We start from the raw sequence: 16,773 nt of genomic DNA on the forward strand, positions 1-16,773 counted from the left end.
TTTATGTTATTTCAGCGTGCGAAAAAGATAATCAATCCCTGGATACACCTAATGTGTCTGATTTACCGCAGAACGAAGAGTCTAACGTGGCTGAAGCACGAAATATGCAAAAGGTTAAAATAGGTTTCGCAATGGACACCTTAGAGGAGGAGCGTTGGTTAAAGGACAGAGATTTGTTCAAAAAGGCGCTGGAATCTATGGGAGCGGAAGTGGACATTATGGAAGCAAATGGAGATGTTGCTCTCCAAATTTCACAAGCTGAAACTTTAATCAGTAGGGGGGTTGATCTTTTAGTTATCGTACCTTACAATGCCGAGGCTGCAGCGGCCATCGTGGAAAAAGCTCATTCTGCTGGTATTAAGCTCGTGTCCTACGATCGGTTGGTTAAAAACGCCGAAATTGACCTATACATTTCCTTCGACAATGAACGGGTAGGTGAGATGCAAGCCGAGGCAATTACAAAGTTGGTTCCCAAAGGCAAATATGTGTACATCGGGGGAGCTATGACAGACAATAATGCCCATCTGTTAAAAAAGGGTGTTTTTAACGTACTTCAACCGTTTATTGACAGGGGCGACATAACGGTTGTATACGACCAGTGGACGAAGGACTGGGACCCCGAAAATGCTTTTGTGAATATGGAAGCAGCCTTAGAAGCCAATGATAATCAGATAGATGCAGTGATTTCTGCAAATGATGCCACTGCAGGAGGTGTAATTGAGGCACTCGAGGCACTAGGACTAGAAGGGAAAATTCCAGTCGCTGGCCAGGATGCGGAACTTGCAGCAGCACAGCGTATCGTTGAAGGTACACAGACAATGACTGTTTATAAGCCGATTAGTACGCTAACAAAGAAAGCAGCAGAGCTTACAGTCAGTCTTGCAAAGGGTGAGAGTGTAGATGCGGACCGAAAAATTAACAACGGCAAAATAGAAGTGCCTTCCGTTTTACTTACACCGATTCCAGTTGATAAGAGTAATATCGACGAAACGATTATTGCAGACGGTTTCCATTCTCGAGAGGATGTTTATTGAGGGAAACACGGAGCCGGTTCTTATGTTATCACGGTATGTAGGGTGCAGTTTCAGAAGGTCAAACTTCTGTAGGAGGTTGGTCTTGTGTAACAAAGTACCAGCCAAGCCAAGTCCCGTGTAGGCATAATAGTTTTCGTCTGTACGTTCAAAGGTAAATTGTTGTAATTTTCCTAAATTTTTCACCCTCCAAGTGAAAAAGTAATGAAATACTCTTTCATGTTATATCCCTAGTATAACAGGGATTCTACAGAAAATAGAGGGTAGTTTTATAAGATTTATCTCACGGATTCAGGATTAAGCCACAGGCAATCATGACATTTAGTATAGATATGGAAGATCTTAAAGGGAGCTTAAGGGAGGATGTATCATGACCAAACATCGGATTTATACAATGAGTGTCGGAGAAGTGTATCCCCATTATATTACGAAAGCAAAGAAAAAAGGGCGTACAAAAACAGAAGTCGATGAAATCATCCGTTGGTTGACAGGATATAGCCAGGAAGAGTTAGAAGTACAACTGGAAAAACAGACAGACTTTGAGACCTTCTTTGCGGAAGCTCCCATATTGAATCCCGCGCGAGCTTTGATCAAAGGTGTAGTCTGCGGCGTCCGAGTGGAAGATATCGAAGAACCAACGATGCAGGAAATTCGCTATTTGGATAAGCTAATCGATGAGTTGGCAAAGGGAAAAGCGATGGAGAAGATTTTGCGGAAATAATAATTTAAACGAAGAAACACTCATTCCATTATATAGCTTTACTTTTAAGTAATTATTAAATAATTGGTCGATTGTGGAATAAGGTTTATTGAAATGACCACACTTCTTTTATCATACTAGGCACCACAAAAAGCTCTATCAATCAAATGTTTGATTAATAGAGCTTTTCTATTTACAAGACAGATGTTGCTCCTAATCCCTTTTCACTTCCAGCAGCTTTTGTCGTAAATCTTGTTCCATATTTGCGAGCTCATGCTCAGCTTGCCTGCGTTTTGTGCGACCTTCCTCTTGGATTTGCAATGTCTGCTCAAGAGTGGAGAGTAAATTTTCCTGCGTTTTCTTTAAGGTTTCGATATCAACAAGACCGCGTTCATTTAAGCGTGCTGTCTCAATCGTATTGGTTTTCAGCATTTCGGCATTTTTCAATAACAGTTCATTTGTTGACTTCGAAACTTGTTTCTGCGCTTCCACAGCATGACGCTGCCTGATCAGTGTCAACGCAATCGCAACCTGGTTCTTCCAGAGTGGGATTGCCGTCATGATAGAGGATTGTATTTTTTCAACTAACGCCTGATTTGTATTTTGAATTAGGCGGATTTGCGGGGCACTCTGCATCGTGATTTCTCGGCTTAATTTCAGATCATAAAGGCGCTTATCCAAACGGTCCGCAAACTGGATCAGATCATTCACTTCTTGGAACATCATTTGGTCGTTCGCTTCCCCAGCCGTTTTCTTCAGCTCAGGAATAGTTTTCTGATGCAGCTCTTCAAGTTTCATTTCACCGGCTGCAATATACACGTTCAGGGCATGGAAATACTCCTTATTGCTTTCATAATGCTTTTCAAGCATACCCATATCAGATAAAAGAACATTCTTGCTTCGATCTAATTTCACACTGATTCGGTCGATCTGCGCATCTGTTTTCTGATATCTGGACAGCACCTCTTGGATAGACCCGGAAAACCGCCCAAACATCCGTGCGAAGAAGGATGCTTTCTCAGGCTTCAACTCATCAGGGTTCACTTCATTAAATTTCTTCATTAAATCCCTAATTATTTCCCCGACCTCGCCAATATCCTTCTTCTGAACATGCTCAAGCATTGTATTTGAGAAGGATAATAGCTTTGTCTGTGCCGGTGTACCGTAGGAAATCATGGCCTGGTGGTTTTTTGGATCAATCTGCTCGGCCAGCTGATAAGCCTTGGCTCTGTCCTCTTCCGGAATCACATCAATCAGTCTGACAGTTTTTTCATCCTGTAGCAGTATGCCAGTCATTTTTTGCGGTTCATCGAACGGATGGGTCAGCAGGTCATCCACTAAAGTGGAATTTATTGTGTTTCTAGACGAGGATGGATTGTTTTCTTTCATTTTAACCTCCTGCTCTCATCATGATTTCGTGAATCCTTCATCCCCTTCATCGAGTGCTTGGCAACATCCATTTCAAAATGAAGCTGGTCAATATCCCCCGAAATCATCTGATGTAAATCCTTTTCTACCTGAACAGTCAGCTCATCCAGCATCCGGCGAGTTTCAATAAGGGACAAATCTAGCTCCCGGTTTTTTACGGGCTGTGCCGCTAAGAAAACATATTTCTCTGCCAGCTCAACAGCTGAATCCAGATGAGAAAAATAAAACCGTTCTGCCAGGTAAAATCGCTTCGGCTCCTTTTTTGTTAGCATGTAGATTTTTCTTGTTACCCTCATAAACCATACTCTTTGTTTCAAAGAAGGGATATGCCGAATGGAGAAAAGCGCTTTATGCAAACGAGAGATCTTCGTTTTGGCTTCATCTAGATTTTTCTTGATGTATTGATACTCTCTTCTTGTCAGACCGTGTCTTTTTAAAAAACGATGCTTCAAAACAGCTCCGCTCGCCCAAAACACGAGTAGCCCAGCTCCCGTGCCAATCGCTCCAGATAAAAGAAAGCTCTGATCGAAGCCAAAAATACTCACCAGCCAAACTATGCCAGATACAGGGATCGCAATCAAACCTCGGACAACAAAAGCTAAAAACGGATTCATCCCAATCGACTCCTGACTTTAGACCTCTAATTATATACGGTTCAAACAAAACCATGGTTTCAGTTTTGTGCGGGAATAAAAACTCTTCTTCTATACTAAGATACACGATAAGTATACCCAGCTCCATAGGCTGCGAACGTAAAGGGTACTAAGACTTGAGGCGTATTTTGGGTAAAAGGTAACATGGGTCGGGTGCCTCAAACGGAATTCCAGATTAACAAGCTCGGATCGGATAGAGATGATGACCAATTAACTAGAAGGATAATGAATAAGAACACCGTATATTAGATATAGGTAATGACAATGCAGGGGAAGGAGATTGACATGGGGAGTCTGCAAGCTGGATATGGTCTAGACCGTAATGGATTTATTGTAAGTGATGTTGGCTTAGATAAGATTGATAATGCTTTTTTACCTTGCATACGAGAGTCTGTCGAAAATCTAATAAAGTTGTTTCCACATCAATTACACAGCGTCTATGTGTACGGTAGCGTAGCCAGAGGTGAAGCTGTAGTACTTAAGTCAGACCTCGATCTTCTCGCTATGTTCAATAGCAAGCTGAGTCCAGATGAGTCGGAAAAAATAAAGAACCTAACTAGAAAATTATCTCAAAATTATAGCTTTCTAGTTCGTGATGTTGGCATAGCTGTTGCACATTACGACTATGTGGTTGATCCAGCGAATTACTACGAACAGGCATTTCTTAAGGAACTCTGTGTTTGTGTGCACGGAAAGGATCTTCGAGAACAATTCGGTCCGTACAAACTCACATCGGAGATAGCGATCAGTTTTAATGGAGATATTCACGAAGTACTTGCTCGAATAATAAGCCGGTTAGAAGCAGCTTCCAAAGAGGAGTTCAAGACAATTTCACAAAACTTTGCTCGTAAGCTCATCCGAACATTCTATTCTATGGTGATGGTACGATCTCAGATTTGGTCGACACGACTTCACGAACAGTCCGAGGTCATTATCCACTATTTTCACGATAAGGAACCTATTATTCGCACCTTGCAGAAATGGATAGAGGTGCCACCGACCAACCGGGAAGCCGTACTAGAGCTCTTCAAGAGGGAGGGTAGGTGGGCTAGTGATAACTTTGAGCGTGAAGCCCGTGTTTCTTCTTGAACATATTCAAAGTCATGTTGATGTGATTGGATGGTGTACACATTGCGTGAGGACTTATTTATCCAAAGCACAAGTGGCGTAATAAAGAGTTTAATTTATATATACTTAAACCATTATGAGCAAAAACAATAAGGGGGAAACTAACATGTCAAATAGGAATAAAATCAGCAATAAAAAGGAGTTGTCACTAGAACAACGTGAAGGATTACTCACAGCATTGAAAGCCCGTTTTGAGAAAAACATGAACCGCCATATAGGTCTTGAATGGGCTAAAGTCCAAGCAAAGCTGTATGCTAATGCTGAAAAACTGTGGTCGCTTAATGAAATGGAAATAACTGGCGGTGAGCCAGATGTTGTTGGACATGACGAAAAGAAGGACGAATACATTTTTTATGATTGTTCAGCGGAAAGTCCTAAAGGTCGCAGAAGTGTTTGTTACGACCGTGACGCACTAGAGTCAAGGAAAAAACATAAACCAGAAAATAACGCTATTGATATGGCAACTGCCATGGGCATTGAACTTTTAACGGAAGAACAATATCAAGCGTTGCAGAAGCTTGGAAATTTCGATATGAAAACGTCGAGCTGGGTGCAAACACCCTCTGATATTAGAGAACTCGGCGGTGCCCTTTTTTGCGATTGTCGTTTTGGTCACGTCTTCGTGTACCACAATGGAGCAGAATCTTACTATGCGGCTAGGGGTTTCCGTGGCTCGCTAAGGGTTTAAATTTTGCACAGGTAGCTAAATTTGAATTTGAGAACGGATCACCCCTAGGGAAAGGACTCGGGAGTAAAGGGTTGAAAAATGTATGCAGCAAACTCTCGATGGAAAGGGATTAAATGATCAGTAAATTCGATGAGAAAAGAAATTAATCAAACTAGGTTTTACATGTAAGGTTTTCCTAATTTAATGAATGTAGCTATTATCTATTTGATTTGGTTCTTAAATAAAGATACACTTTTCTATATTAGATTTTGAGCAGGTGCCAAGGATGAATAATAGGCAAAAGGAATTATTGAGAATGTTGCTCGTTCATGAGGAAGGGGCATTGCAGATAAAGGATTTGTCGGAGGAGTTGGATTGTGCTGAGAAAACGGTACGGAATGACTTAGACCGACTTGCGGAATTTTTGCTTGATTACGAAAGTGCTAGTCTAGTCCGTAAGCCTGGGATTGGAATCTCGGTTGAAATCAGTGACGAAGAAAGACAGGACATCTTACATAATTTGCATACAAATGAACCCAAAACGATAGAAGAGCGATTGTTTGAAATGGCCTTTCAACTACTAACAAGTCAAAAGCCCATTACGCTACAGTATTGGGCAGATCGTTACTATGCACCAAAGGCGTCGATAAAAAAAGACATCGAGACCATTATGAAGTGGCTTCAGCGGTATGATCTTGAACTTGTATCGAAGCAACGGATCGGAAATGTGATTCAAGGGTCAGAGTTGAAGAAGCGCAATGCATTGGCGCATCTTCCTGAGTTGATTTCAGCTTTTTCAAACGAAAAGAATGTGGTGTTGGATTTATTTTTACCGTATGAGATATCGGCTGTGCTAAAGGCACTTAAGAAGATACAGGCAAACTATGAGATTGCGTTTACGGATGATGCTTTAGAAAGCTTGCTTGTCCATGCATTAATCATGGTCAAACGAACAAGGCAAAACTCTCCTGTTTTTGTCCCAATGTCCGAGAAGAAAGCCGTGCTGAAACGGAAGGAATACGAGTATGCGAGCTGGTTCCTTCATCAGCTAGAAGCTACTTTCCGGCTTACGTTCCCAGAAGAGGAGAAGGTTTATTTTACTTGGCATCTCATAAGCAGTAAGAGGATGGAGGAAGACGCGGAGAAGGTTTTCCATCCCGATAAAAAAGATGCAGAGATATTGAGCACGCTTATTCACAAAATGGGGAAATTGACTTTGTTTCCGTTTGAAGAGGATACGATTTTAACTAAAGGTCTTGCGGTACATATGCATTCTGTTATGAATCGGATCAAATACGGGTTTCCGATTACCAACTCGCTTCTGATGGACATTAAGCGCATGTACCCTTATATGTTTAGCATGGTGATCTTAACCTTGGAAGAAATCAATCATACGTTTGCTATCGAGATTCCAGAAGATGAAGCGGCCTATATTGTTCTTCACTTTCAGGCCTCGATTGAACGGTTGGAAAGAAAGAGAGAGGTTGAGAAAAAGCAAGCGTTAATAGTGTGCCATATGGGAATTGGGATGTCTCATTTATTAGAAGCGAAAATTGAACAGCAGTATCAAGAGATTGAAATCGTAGCTTGCGTTGGCAAAGCGGAAGTAGACGCTTATTTGAATCAGCATCCTGTTGACTTCATTATCTCAACGCTCCCCCTTGAAAAAGCAAAGACCGAATCTATTGTGATCTCGCCACTCTTTGGTCAAGAGGATAAGAAAAGGATGAGTCAGTTTGTCGAGCGATTACAAGTGAAAAACACGGAACTTCAGGGAAAACGTTCACTTTCCCCATTCTTGACGGAGGAACTCGTGTTTTTGGATGTTGAAAAAGAGCACCGGTATGAAGTTGTCGAAATGTTGGCGATGTCTCTATACGAAAAAGGTTATGTTCGAAAAGAGTTCATCCACAGCTCGGTCAACCGTGAGCGAAAATCAGCAACCGCAATTGGCGGGGGGCTAGCGATTCCACACGGCGATCCATCACTGATTACCAAACCTGTATTGGCTGTTGCGATTATGAAAAAGCCAGTCGAGTGGGGCAGCGAATGGGTGTCCCTTGTCTTTATGCTTGCACTGTCTAAAGAAAATCAAGGAGAGCTTCGCGGAATGATTGGGAAAATTGCTTCGCTAAGTGAGTCGCCACTGGTGGTAAAGGAATTGATCGAAGCTAGGGATTATCAGGAGTTTATACGGATTCTTGAAGAGCAATAGTCGTGATGGGCAGTGGAGAAAGAATCTCTACTGCCTTTTTTGATGCGTATCAACCAGACAAGGCAGTTCATTGTGAATGGTGGAAGGGGAAAGGACTACACTTTCCCTATTAAATCATTCCAATATGTCTAATAAAACAATAATTACCACAAGTTCCGGTAAAAATAAAGAAAAATAACGGGACAAAAAGCATTTATTATATAGGTAAGCGATTACAAAATAATTTTGTAGGTAGGAGGAACTAACATGGCGAAGATATTAGCTGTTACTGCTTGTCCTGTTGGTATTGCTCATACGTATATGGCTGCCGAGAATTTACAAAAGGCAGGCGAGGCGTTGGGCGTCGATATAAAGGTAGAGACACAAGGTTCAATCGGTGTCGAGAATGCATTAACGGAGCAAGATATTGCCAAAGCCGATGGCATTATCATTGCGGCGGATAAAGAGGTACCAAAGGAGCGTTTTGCTGGTAAAAAGGTCATCATTACCGGTGTTCAGGACGGTGTGCACAAGTCGGAGGAACTGATAAAAAAGGTTTTAAGTGGTGATGCCCCAGTTTACAAGCCGGAGATGGCAGCTGCTAGTAAATCAAATGGCCAAGCAAAAAAAGAGAACCCAATTTATAAGCACTTAATGAGTGGGGTTTCCTACATGGTTCCATTCATTGTCGTTGGGGGATTGTTAATTGCGCTTGCGTTAACACTTGGAGGTGAGCAAACGCCTGGCGGAATTGTGATTCCAGAGGATTCGATTTGGAAGCAGATTGAGAGCCTTGGTGGCACAGCGTTCATGTTCATGGTTCCCATTTTGGCTGGTTTTATTGCCGTTAGTATTGCTGACCGTCCGGGACTCGTTCCGGGGATGATCGGTGGGTACATTGCAGCGAATGGTAGTTTTTATGGAAGTGAAGCCGGTGCCGGATTTATCGGCGGGATTATTGCCGGTTTCTTAGCAGGTTATGTGGCGCTGGCGATTAAAAAAATCAAAGTGCCAAAAGCCGTTCTACCGGTTATGCCAATAATTTTCATTCCGATTCTTTCTTCCATCATTGTAGGGTTATTGTTTATTTATGTTATCGGTGCACCAGTTGCGCAAGTTTTTGATTCATTGACAACATGGTTAGCTAGTATGCAAGGTGGAAGTTCGATTTTACTTGCCATTATTCTCGGTGGAATGATTGCGGTTGATATGGGTGGTCCATTTAACAAGGTTGCGTTCTTATTCGGTTCTGCGATGATAGCAGAAGGTAATTATGGAATCATGGGACCAATTGCAGTTGCGATCTGTATTCCGCCGATTGGGTTAGGTCTTGCAACATTTATCAACAAGCGTAAATTCCGTCCAACGGAAAGAGAAGCTGGTAAAGCCTCGTTCACAATGGGTCTTTTCGGGATTACTGAAGGGGCGATTCCATTCGCTGCACAGGATCCGCTTCGCGTAATTCCAAGTATCGTTGTTGGTTCAATGGTCGGTTCAGTCATCGCGATGCTATCCGGTGTTGGGGATAGAGTGGCGCACGGTGGTCCAATTGTTGCAGTACTAGGTGCAGTTGACAACGTGATTATGTTCTTTGTTGCTGTCATCGTTGGTGTGATTGTAACAGCGCTTATGGTTACAATGCTTAAGAAGAATGTGGAAGGTGAACCAGCTGTTGCAGTTGCCGATGGATCTGGAGTGGTGGCGACGGAACCAGTACGTGGGCAAAAGGTTGAAAAGACAGAAGTTCCTGCTTCCAATGTAGAAGTCAAGAAATTAACCGATATTACGAGTGAATATTTAATTGAAACGGATTTAGCAGGTACAACTCGTGACGATGTCATCGATGAGTTGATTAGCAAGTTTGATGCGAGTGGTGTATTGAGCTCAAAAGAAGAGTTTAAACAAGCGATTTTAAATCGTGAAGAACAAAGCTCGACTGGGCTTGGAATGAATATCGCCATTCCGCACGGGAAATCACCTGCTGTGAAACATCCAGCGGTTGCTTTCGGAATCAAACGTGATGGTGTTGACTGGAAGAGCCTAGACGGTACAGATGCGAAATTAATCTTCATGATTGCCGTTCCTGAAAAAGCAGCAGGTGATGCTCATTTGAACATTTTACAAATGCTGTCTCGTAAATTGATGGATGAGGATTTCAGAGAGCAATTATTGAAAACCACTTCCAAAGCAGAAGCGTATAAATTACTTGAAGATATTCAGTAAAATAAGCATGTCGAAAAGAGAGCGGGGAAGTTTGCTCTCTTTTTGGCTATCACTGAGTCCCTTACTGGAAATAAGGCTTCTGTATTCAAAGAGGGTAAGAAAAAGCAGGTATAGGTAAACATAGAAAGCATGATAAGAGCTTTTAGTCATTTTGAAACCTACACTAACATAAAACCTATTTGGAGGATTACGATGTACAAAAATGAACCGATTTTTTTACAACCCGTTTTACAAGAAAGAATTTGGGGCGGGAAGAAATTACATACCGAGTTTCAATATGATATCCCTTCAGAGAAAACAGGCGAGGCTTGGGTGATCTCCGCACATCCGAATGGGCCAAGCATAATACAAAATGGACCTCTTGAGGGGAAAACACTGGAAGAAGTTTGGAAGGGGAAGGGGGAGCTTTTTAATAAACGACCTGATAATGATGGTGAGTATCCATTGCTTGTGAAAATATTAGATGCAGCGGATGACTTGTCCGTTCAAGTACATCCGGATGATCAATTTGCTCGTGAAGTCGAGGGCGTCCCGTACGGTAAAACGGAATGTTGGTATGTGGTTAGCGCAGAAGAAGGTGCTGAGCTGGTGTTGGGTCATCATGCCAAAACACAGGAAGAATTAGCACAAATGGTTGACCAAGGTGAATGGGATAAGCTGCTCAGACGTGTGAAGGTGAAGGCAGGCGACTTTGTTTATGTCCCAAGCGGCACCATTCATGCGATCGGCAAGGGAATCGTCATCCTAGAAACACAGCAAAGTTCCGATATTACCTACCGTGTCTATGATTATGACCGTACAGACGCAGCAGGAAACACACGTGAATTACACTTGGAACGCTCGATTCAGGTCACAACCGTTCCCCATCAGGATGCCGCAGTCGATCAAACTGAAACCATTTATGGAGATTTGGTCGCAAAAACCCTGGTCGAGGAGCACTATTTTACGGTATACCACTGGGCATTGAATGGGAAGGCTTCACTCGAATTGACACATGACTTTTTACAAGTGAGCGTTCTAGAAGGCGAGGCTACTTTCACGATCGAGGACCAAACTTTCAAAGTCAAAAAAGGAACCCACTTCATCGTGCCAAATGGAATTCGGGAATACAGCTTGGACGGTCAAGCAGAATTTATTGTGTCGCATGTTTAGGTACGGTGCCAATCACTTTGTCGAATAATCTTTATTTAAAGTCAAATGATTTCCTTCTTGTGCGAATCATACACATCTCGTTGCAAGGGATCCACACAGACGAAGGCCGTTATGTCATAGTAGAAGCACACCAGTACTTCACCCTCCTGTGGTATAACTGATCGTGATATGATTAGGAAAAGTATAAGCTGAAAGGAATGATTCGCTTGACCATTCCGAATGAAAAAGAGAAATACTCCTATGCTGATTATCTTACCTGGGATACTGGCGAAAGATTTGAGTTAATCAATGGAGAACTATTCAATATGTCACCTGCTCCTTCACGCAGACACCAACAGGTTCTTAGGGAGTTATCTACAGCTTTTTCTGTTTTTCTGCGAGACAAAGAATGCGAAGTATTTTTCGCCCCCTTTGATGTACGCCTATTAGCAGAAAACAAAGAGGATGGTGCTATAGATAATGTTGTTCAGCCCGATTTGTCAATTGTGTGTGATCAAAACAAGCTGGATGACAAAGGCTGTAATGGAACACCGGATATGATCATTGAAGTCCTCTCACCATCATCAGTTAAGTTAGATCGCTGGCAGAAATATCAGCTTTACGAAAAAGCAGGGGTAAAAGAGTATTGGCTCGTTGATCCGGTTAACGAATCTGTAGAAGTTCACCTTCTATGCGAGGGGTATTATACATTTCAAGGAGTCTTTACAAAAGAGGATACGATTTCCGTTCAAGTTTTAACTGGAATGGAATTAGCTTTGCATCAAATATTTGCTTAAGAAAGATTTGTGAAAATCACAGGCGTCACATAGTTAAAAGAGAGGGGATTTCATTTTATTGAACTCCCTTCTCTTTTTTTGGCAAACGTAAAGCAATCCTTATAGAGTTAAGCCTCCGTCAAAGCTGGAAAGTAGATTAGATGCCTCTTACGTTACAATACTTTTCAATAAGTTCTTCAATTTGTTTCGGCTCAGGGTACTTTCCTGAAAAAGAGAACGTCACCTCTTCAACAAAAGTGCCCTTATTATATACATGAATCGCGCCATTTTGCTCAATCACACTGTACTCCGGTTCAAATACATACCCGTTTCGTTCAATTGCTCCCATTTATATATAAACCCCCTTCTCCTGATGTAACTACTCGTTAGTATTTGACTCAGGGGACATTAAAAATTCAACGGTGTTGGAAACCCGATATTCAAAGTCATGAGGTTTAGAGGCTGAAACCTAATCGAAATTTGTACGTAAAAACATTAAAGAGTAGGGTTTCCAACATACAGTGAGTAGTTAAAACAACAGTGAGGTACGCAGGTGTTTAGTACGTGATTGCCGAATGATGTTAATAGACATTTAGCGTTCTTGAGTGTATGTAGGAGGCAAGCTGTACTGTGTAGTTTAAAGGAGGGAACACTTTGTCCAATTCATGGGCGCGTCCCAAGATCAACATACCCAAGACAAAGAGTGAATGGGTGTGGGACATCATTGGCTATTCTTTTTACATAGGATCGATTATTTTCTTGCTTGCTGTGTGGAATAGGATTCCTGAAGAGGTACCGGCACATTATAATGCTCTCGGTGAAGTAGATCGTTGGGGGGCAAAATCGGAACTGTTCATCTTACCAGGTGTAGGTGTGTTTATGATCATCCTCATGCAAGTGTTTGAGAAATTCCCAGAAACACACAATTATCCGAAACGATTTAATGAATCAAACGCGGCACAGTTTTATTTAGAGAGCCGTAAACTTCTTAATAAGCTCAAAAATATATGTCTTATGATCTTTGCAATTATCTTATCCGAATCTATTCTCATAGCTTTAGGTTCAGGAATTGGATTGAGTAACTGGTTTTTACCGATCACGATTATTGGGACGGGTATTCCTGTTGTATTCGGAATACTGAGACAAAGAAAGATTCACTAACAGGGAAATTTAAGGGGGATATTCCATGACAAAGATAGCGATCATCTCAGATATTCACGGCAATAAAACTGCACTAGAAGCAGTCTTAAACGATATACGCTCCCGCCATATCGAAAGAATTTTTTGCCTAGGAGATTTAATCGGGAAAGGTCCTCAAGGTACAGAGTGTATAGACATCGTGCAAAAGAACTGTGAACAAGTGATTCGAGGGAACTGGGATGTGTTTATACAGGAACCCGCTGACAATGATTTTATCCAATGGTTTAGGGATCGATTAACGGATGCTGATTATCAGTATTTGAAGTCGCTGCCTTTCCACATTGATTTGGAGTTAAATGGACAACTAGTTAGATTCTTTCATGCCTCACCAAGAAGCGAGTTTGAACGAATTTTGCCGAGTCATCCTATAGAGAAGCGGTTATCTATGTTTGAAAATAGCGAGGCGCTGAACATGAACGCTCCTAGTAGGCAGCCTGATATTGTATTTTACGGGGATATACACGCAACGTATTTACATACTTACAAGAGCGGGATTCTGTGTAACGTAGGAAGTGTGGGGAATGCACTCGATTTAACGACAGCATCCTATGCAATTCTTGATGGGTCACACTCTACGAATGCGATTCAATTTGTGAGGGTTGAGTATGACCGGGAGGCGGAGTTGGCGATTGCTGAAGAGCTGGGGTTGCCGGCGCTAGATAAGTACTATGATGAGATTATGTTAGGGAAATATCGTAATGCAAAATCATAAGTAATAGAAATGGAGGAGGGGAATCCTGTGAACAAAGTTCGATGGGGAGTGTTAAGCACAGCTAATATCGCTAGAAAAGCGTTGATTCCTGCCATGATGCAGGCGGTAAATGCTGAGGTGGTTGCGATTGCGAGTTCTAGTGTTGCGAAAAGAGAGGAAATAGCACGCGAATTTTCTATACCAAAACAATACAACGAGTACGAAGCTCTTTTAAAGGATCCAGAGGTGGATGCTGTGTACATCCCACTTCCGAACTCGTTACATAAGGAGTGGGTGATGAAAGCCGCTCGTGCGAAAAAGCATGTACTATGTGAGAAGCCTGCCGCTTTGACGGTCGAAGACTTTGATGAAATGGTGCTTGCATGTGAACAAAATGGTGTTCTATTCATGGAAGCGTTCATGTACCAATTTCATCCGCAGCATTCTAAGGTAAAAGAGTGGATTCAAGCAGGCGAAATTGGTGAGGTCAAGTGTGTAAACGCCAGCTTCACCTTTGATATAAAAGGAAATGCGAACAACATACGCATGCAAAAATCACTAGGTGGCGGGTCGCTTTGGGATGTAGGTAGCTATTGTGTTCATGTTATTCGAAATCTACTTGATTCTGAGGCAAGTGAGATTTACGTTCAAGGAAACGTGCCAGCAGAGTTTGGGGTGGATGTACAGGCGTTAGGTACGATGAAAATGGCAAACGGTGTGCAGGCGCAATTCCATTCAAGCTTTGAACTCCCATTCCATGAAACGTATACGGTATTTGGTACAGAAGGGAAAATCACAGTCCCTCATGCTTTCCGCTCGGATCGTTTTGAAGGAGGGAAAGTGTCTGTGACGCTGGAAAAAAGCGATGGGGAAACGATAACTGAACAGTTGAGTGGTAATCAGTATGAGTTAGAGGTTGGGCATTTTTCAGAGTGCATCCTGGAGGGGAAATTCCCGTCTTATACTGTTGAGAATACGAGGCAAAATATCGCCACGATACGAGCGGGATATGAATCATTAGCTCGGCACGCACCGGTGAAGTTGCGGTGACATAGTTTAGCCAAGCACTACAAGACTCAATATAGGTGTGATGAAGTCTCCACACAACACAAAAGACGCTATCTTATGATAGCGTCTTTTAAACTACGAACATATGTTCTTTATGTGGAGCATCCAAAGTAAACATGGTATTTGCCCGATATCCATACTATTAGTCTAAAACAAACAAAAATATAAGTCTATACTTAATTTTCAAAAAGATCTACCATGAGGATACCTGGCCGGGATATTGCGGTAAACATTCGATGGTGTACACGAATGGTTCCTAGAGAAGAGGGGTTCTTTGAAGTTACGTGTGTGGGATGTTAATTTGAAGATTCGACTAACGGGTGAAGCGTTATTTAATTTATTATTTTGGATGTACTTTCCTTTCATTACGGTTTATTTTAGCGCAGCATTAGGCAATCAAATCGCTGGTCTGCTGATGACTATCCCACCCCTCGTAGGGATATTTGGGAGCATGGTTGGCGGAGGTTTAGCGGATCGATTAGGTCGCCGTCCTGTCATGTTGTTAGGTGCTGCCCTTCAGACGATCATGTTTGGAGTGTTCGCGATGTCCACTTCTCATTGGATTGATTATTTCGCGTTTATTGGGATTGGATTAGGAGGGGCACTTTACAAACCAGCTAGCGATGCGATGGTAGCTGATCTTGTACCTGATGAGGATAGAAAGCAAGTATTCGCCACTTTTGTTACAGCCAAAAACATTGGAGCTGTATTGGGACCTGCATTAGGCGCTATTTTTTTCTTTCATTACCGAAGCGAGCTATTATGGACCTGTACGATCGTTATGCTAGCCTATTCCATTGCTATATTTATAAAAGTTCACGAAACAGTGCCAATACCCACTAAAAAGCCGGCTCGCTTACACGCAATGACATTCTCTGTTAAAGAACAGTGGAAAGGCTATGGCATCATCTTTCGTGATAAGGTCTTTGTCCTCTATATTTTAGCGGGGGTCTTTTCGATCGTCACGATTATGCAGTTGGATCTGTATTTGGCAGTATATATAACGAATTACGTTCCTGCCCAACCACTGTTCACTTGGAATGATTGGTCATACATGCTGACTAGTACAGAGGTTTTGGGCTGGGTGTTGGGATTAAACGGGCTATTGTTTGTTCTGTTCGTCCTACCTATCACAAAGTGGTTAAAAAGCTGGAGAGATCGAGACGTGTTTATTCTTTCATCGGTCTTGGCTGGATTGGGGATGTTTGCAGTTGGATTCACAACAAACATTTGGTTACTGTTTTTCTTCACAATTATATTTACGTTTGGAGAAATCGTGCGTGCCCCGGTGCTAAACAATTTTGTAAGCTACTATGCTCCTGTGAACGCTAGAGGACAATACATGGGAGCCTCAAATCTACAATTCACGATTGGAAGATTCTTAGCCCCACTGACCGTTTTTCTATCAGCATGGGTACCTCCATTGGAGATATTTAGTATGATATTAGTCTGTGCGTTAATAAGTATAATTCTTTACATGAAACTATTTAAAATTTATGTGCAGCGGGACAAGGGGGTAGGTTCGTTGTCCCAGTAACAGACGGATGGGACAATGAACCTGTCCCTATGCCTTGTTTGTAGCAAATTCATTCGAAGGGTGATTTTCGAACGAATCCCCTTTTTTCCCAAAGGATCACGGGGAATGCTCTTCTGGAGGATAGACAGTCAAACATATAAAACTAGCCTATCCAACGAAGATATTACAAGCAGATTACTCAAGCTCGACAGCATTACTTCTCTCGAATGGATCGTACTAATTTGTTTGATGAGAGAAGTAAAGAAGGCTGGGTATCAAGAAGCTATCGGTTCCAGTCTTATTAAGGATATAAGGGAAGAGCTTACATAAGATGGCAGTAATCAATAAGGAACGGGAGGTGACAGGC

At 42.1% G+C, this 16,773-nt stretch carries 15 protein-coding genes; 12 read left to right on the top strand and 3 right to left on the bottom strand.

The features are described 5' to 3' along the window. The first annotated feature begins 104 nt into the window (after positions 1-104). Both xylF and HHK01_RS01250 read left to right on the top strand, forming a co-directional pair. On the top strand, positions 105-1,034 hold the full coding sequence (gene xylF / locus HHK01_RS01245) for a D-xylose ABC transporter substrate-binding protein (protein ID WP_407646946.1): 930 nt from the start codon (positions 105-107) through the stop codon (positions 1,032-1,034). Between the two features lie 367 nt (positions 1,035-1,401). Continuing rightward, a complete protein-coding gene (locus HHK01_RS01250) occupies positions 1,402-1,752 on the top strand; it encodes a DUF2200 domain-containing protein (RefSeq protein WP_170006041.1) in 351 nt (116 codons plus the stop codon). Positions 1,753-1,944: 192 nt separating this feature from the next. On the opposite strand, the gene HHK01_RS01255 is transcribed toward HHK01_RS01250, so the two are convergent. Both HHK01_RS01255 and HHK01_RS01260 read right to left on the bottom strand, forming a co-directional pair. Then, positions 1,945-3,120: a toxic anion resistance protein gene (locus HHK01_RS01255; RefSeq protein WP_170006042.1), complete on the bottom strand. Its 1,176-nt coding sequence runs from the start codon at positions 3,118-3,120 to the stop codon at positions 1,945-1,947. Next, the gene (locus HHK01_RS01260) at positions 3,117-3,773 is read right to left on the bottom strand and encodes a 5-bromo-4-chloroindolyl phosphate hydrolysis family protein (RefSeq protein WP_170006043.1); all 657 of its coding nucleotides are present in this window, start codon (positions 3,771-3,773) and stop codon (positions 3,117-3,119) included. The genes HHK01_RS01255 and HHK01_RS01260 overlap by 4 nt, the downstream gene beginning before the upstream one ends. Before the next feature lie 324 nt (positions 3,774-4,097). Between HHK01_RS01260 and HHK01_RS01265 the strand changes: the two genes are divergently transcribed. The 6 genes from HHK01_RS01265 to HHK01_RS01290 all read left to right on the top strand — a co-directional run bounded on the left by HHK01_RS01265 (position 4,098) and on the right by HHK01_RS01290 (position 11,952). After that, on the top strand, positions 4,098-4,901 hold the full coding sequence (locus HHK01_RS01265) for a nucleotidyltransferase domain-containing protein (RefSeq protein WP_170006044.1): 804 nt from the start codon (positions 4,098-4,100) through the stop codon (positions 4,899-4,901). Positions 4,902-5,046: 145 nt separating this feature from the next. Then, positions 5,047-5,628 (top strand): DUF4256 domain-containing protein, encoded by a 582-nt coding sequence (locus HHK01_RS01270; protein ID WP_170006045.1) that lies wholly within the window; start codon positions 5,047-5,049, stop codon positions 5,626-5,628. 265 nt (positions 5,629-5,893) lie between these two features. Next, positions 5,894-7,822: a BglG family transcription antiterminator gene (locus HHK01_RS01275; RefSeq protein WP_170006046.1), complete on the top strand. Its 1,929-nt coding sequence runs from the start codon at positions 5,894-5,896 to the stop codon at positions 7,820-7,822. A gap of 246 nt (positions 7,823-8,068) precedes the next feature. Next, positions 8,069-10,024, top strand: a complete 1,956-nt coding sequence (locus tag HHK01_RS01280; RefSeq protein ID WP_170006047.1) for a PTS fructose transporter subunit IIABC — start codon at positions 8,069-8,071, stop codon at positions 10,022-10,024. Positions 10,025-10,216: 192 nt separating this feature from the next. Then, positions 10,217-11,176 carry a mannose-6-phosphate isomerase, class I gene (manA, locus tag HHK01_RS01285; RefSeq protein WP_170006048.1) on the top strand — a complete coding sequence of 320 codons (960 nt, stop codon included), beginning with the start codon at positions 10,217-10,219 and terminating at the stop codon, positions 11,174-11,176. A 206-nt stretch (positions 11,177-11,382) separates the two neighbouring features. Continuing rightward, positions 11,383-11,952: a Uma2 family endonuclease gene (locus tag HHK01_RS01290; RefSeq protein WP_194241272.1), complete on the top strand. Its 570-nt coding sequence runs from the start codon at positions 11,383-11,385 to the stop codon at positions 11,950-11,952. A 136-nt stretch (positions 11,953-12,088) separates the two neighbouring features. On the opposite strand, the gene HHK01_RS01295 is transcribed toward HHK01_RS01290, so the two are convergent. Further along, complete coding sequence (locus HHK01_RS01295; RefSeq protein ID WP_170006050.1) at positions 12,089-12,280, bottom strand: YbxH family protein; 192 nt, start codon at positions 12,278-12,280, stop codon at positions 12,089-12,091. A 305-nt stretch (positions 12,281-12,585) separates the two neighbouring features. Between HHK01_RS01295 and HHK01_RS01300 the strand changes: the two genes are divergently transcribed. The 4 genes from HHK01_RS01300 to HHK01_RS01315 all read left to right on the top strand — a co-directional run bounded on the left by HHK01_RS01300 (position 12,586) and on the right by HHK01_RS01315 (position 16,427). Beyond that, positions 12,586-13,092 carry a DUF1648 domain-containing protein gene (locus HHK01_RS01300; RefSeq protein ID WP_170006051.1) on the top strand — a complete coding sequence of 169 codons (507 nt, stop codon included), beginning with the start codon at positions 12,586-12,588 and terminating at the stop codon, positions 13,090-13,092. A 25-nt stretch (positions 13,093-13,117) separates the two neighbouring features. Continuing rightward, positions 13,118-13,843 (top strand): metallophosphoesterase family protein, encoded by a 726-nt coding sequence (locus HHK01_RS01305; RefSeq protein ID WP_170006052.1) that lies wholly within the window; start codon positions 13,118-13,120, stop codon positions 13,841-13,843. Positions 13,844-13,870: 27 nt separating this feature from the next. Beyond that, positions 13,871-14,872, top strand: a complete 1,002-nt coding sequence (locus tag HHK01_RS01310) for a Gfo/Idh/MocA family protein (protein ID WP_170006053.1) — start codon at positions 13,871-13,873, stop codon at positions 14,870-14,872. A gap of 292 nt (positions 14,873-15,164) precedes the next feature. Next, positions 15,165-16,427: an MDR family MFS transporter gene (locus HHK01_RS01315; RefSeq protein WP_194241273.1), complete on the top strand. Its 1,263-nt coding sequence runs from the start codon at positions 15,165-15,167 to the stop codon at positions 16,425-16,427. The last annotated feature ends 346 nt before the right edge of the window (positions 16,428-16,773 follow it).

Source organism: Bacillus fonticola (genome assembly GCF_012955605.1).
GTDB classification, from domain to species: Bacteria; Bacillota; Bacilli; order Bacillales; family JC228; genus Bacillus_CG; species Bacillus_CG fonticola.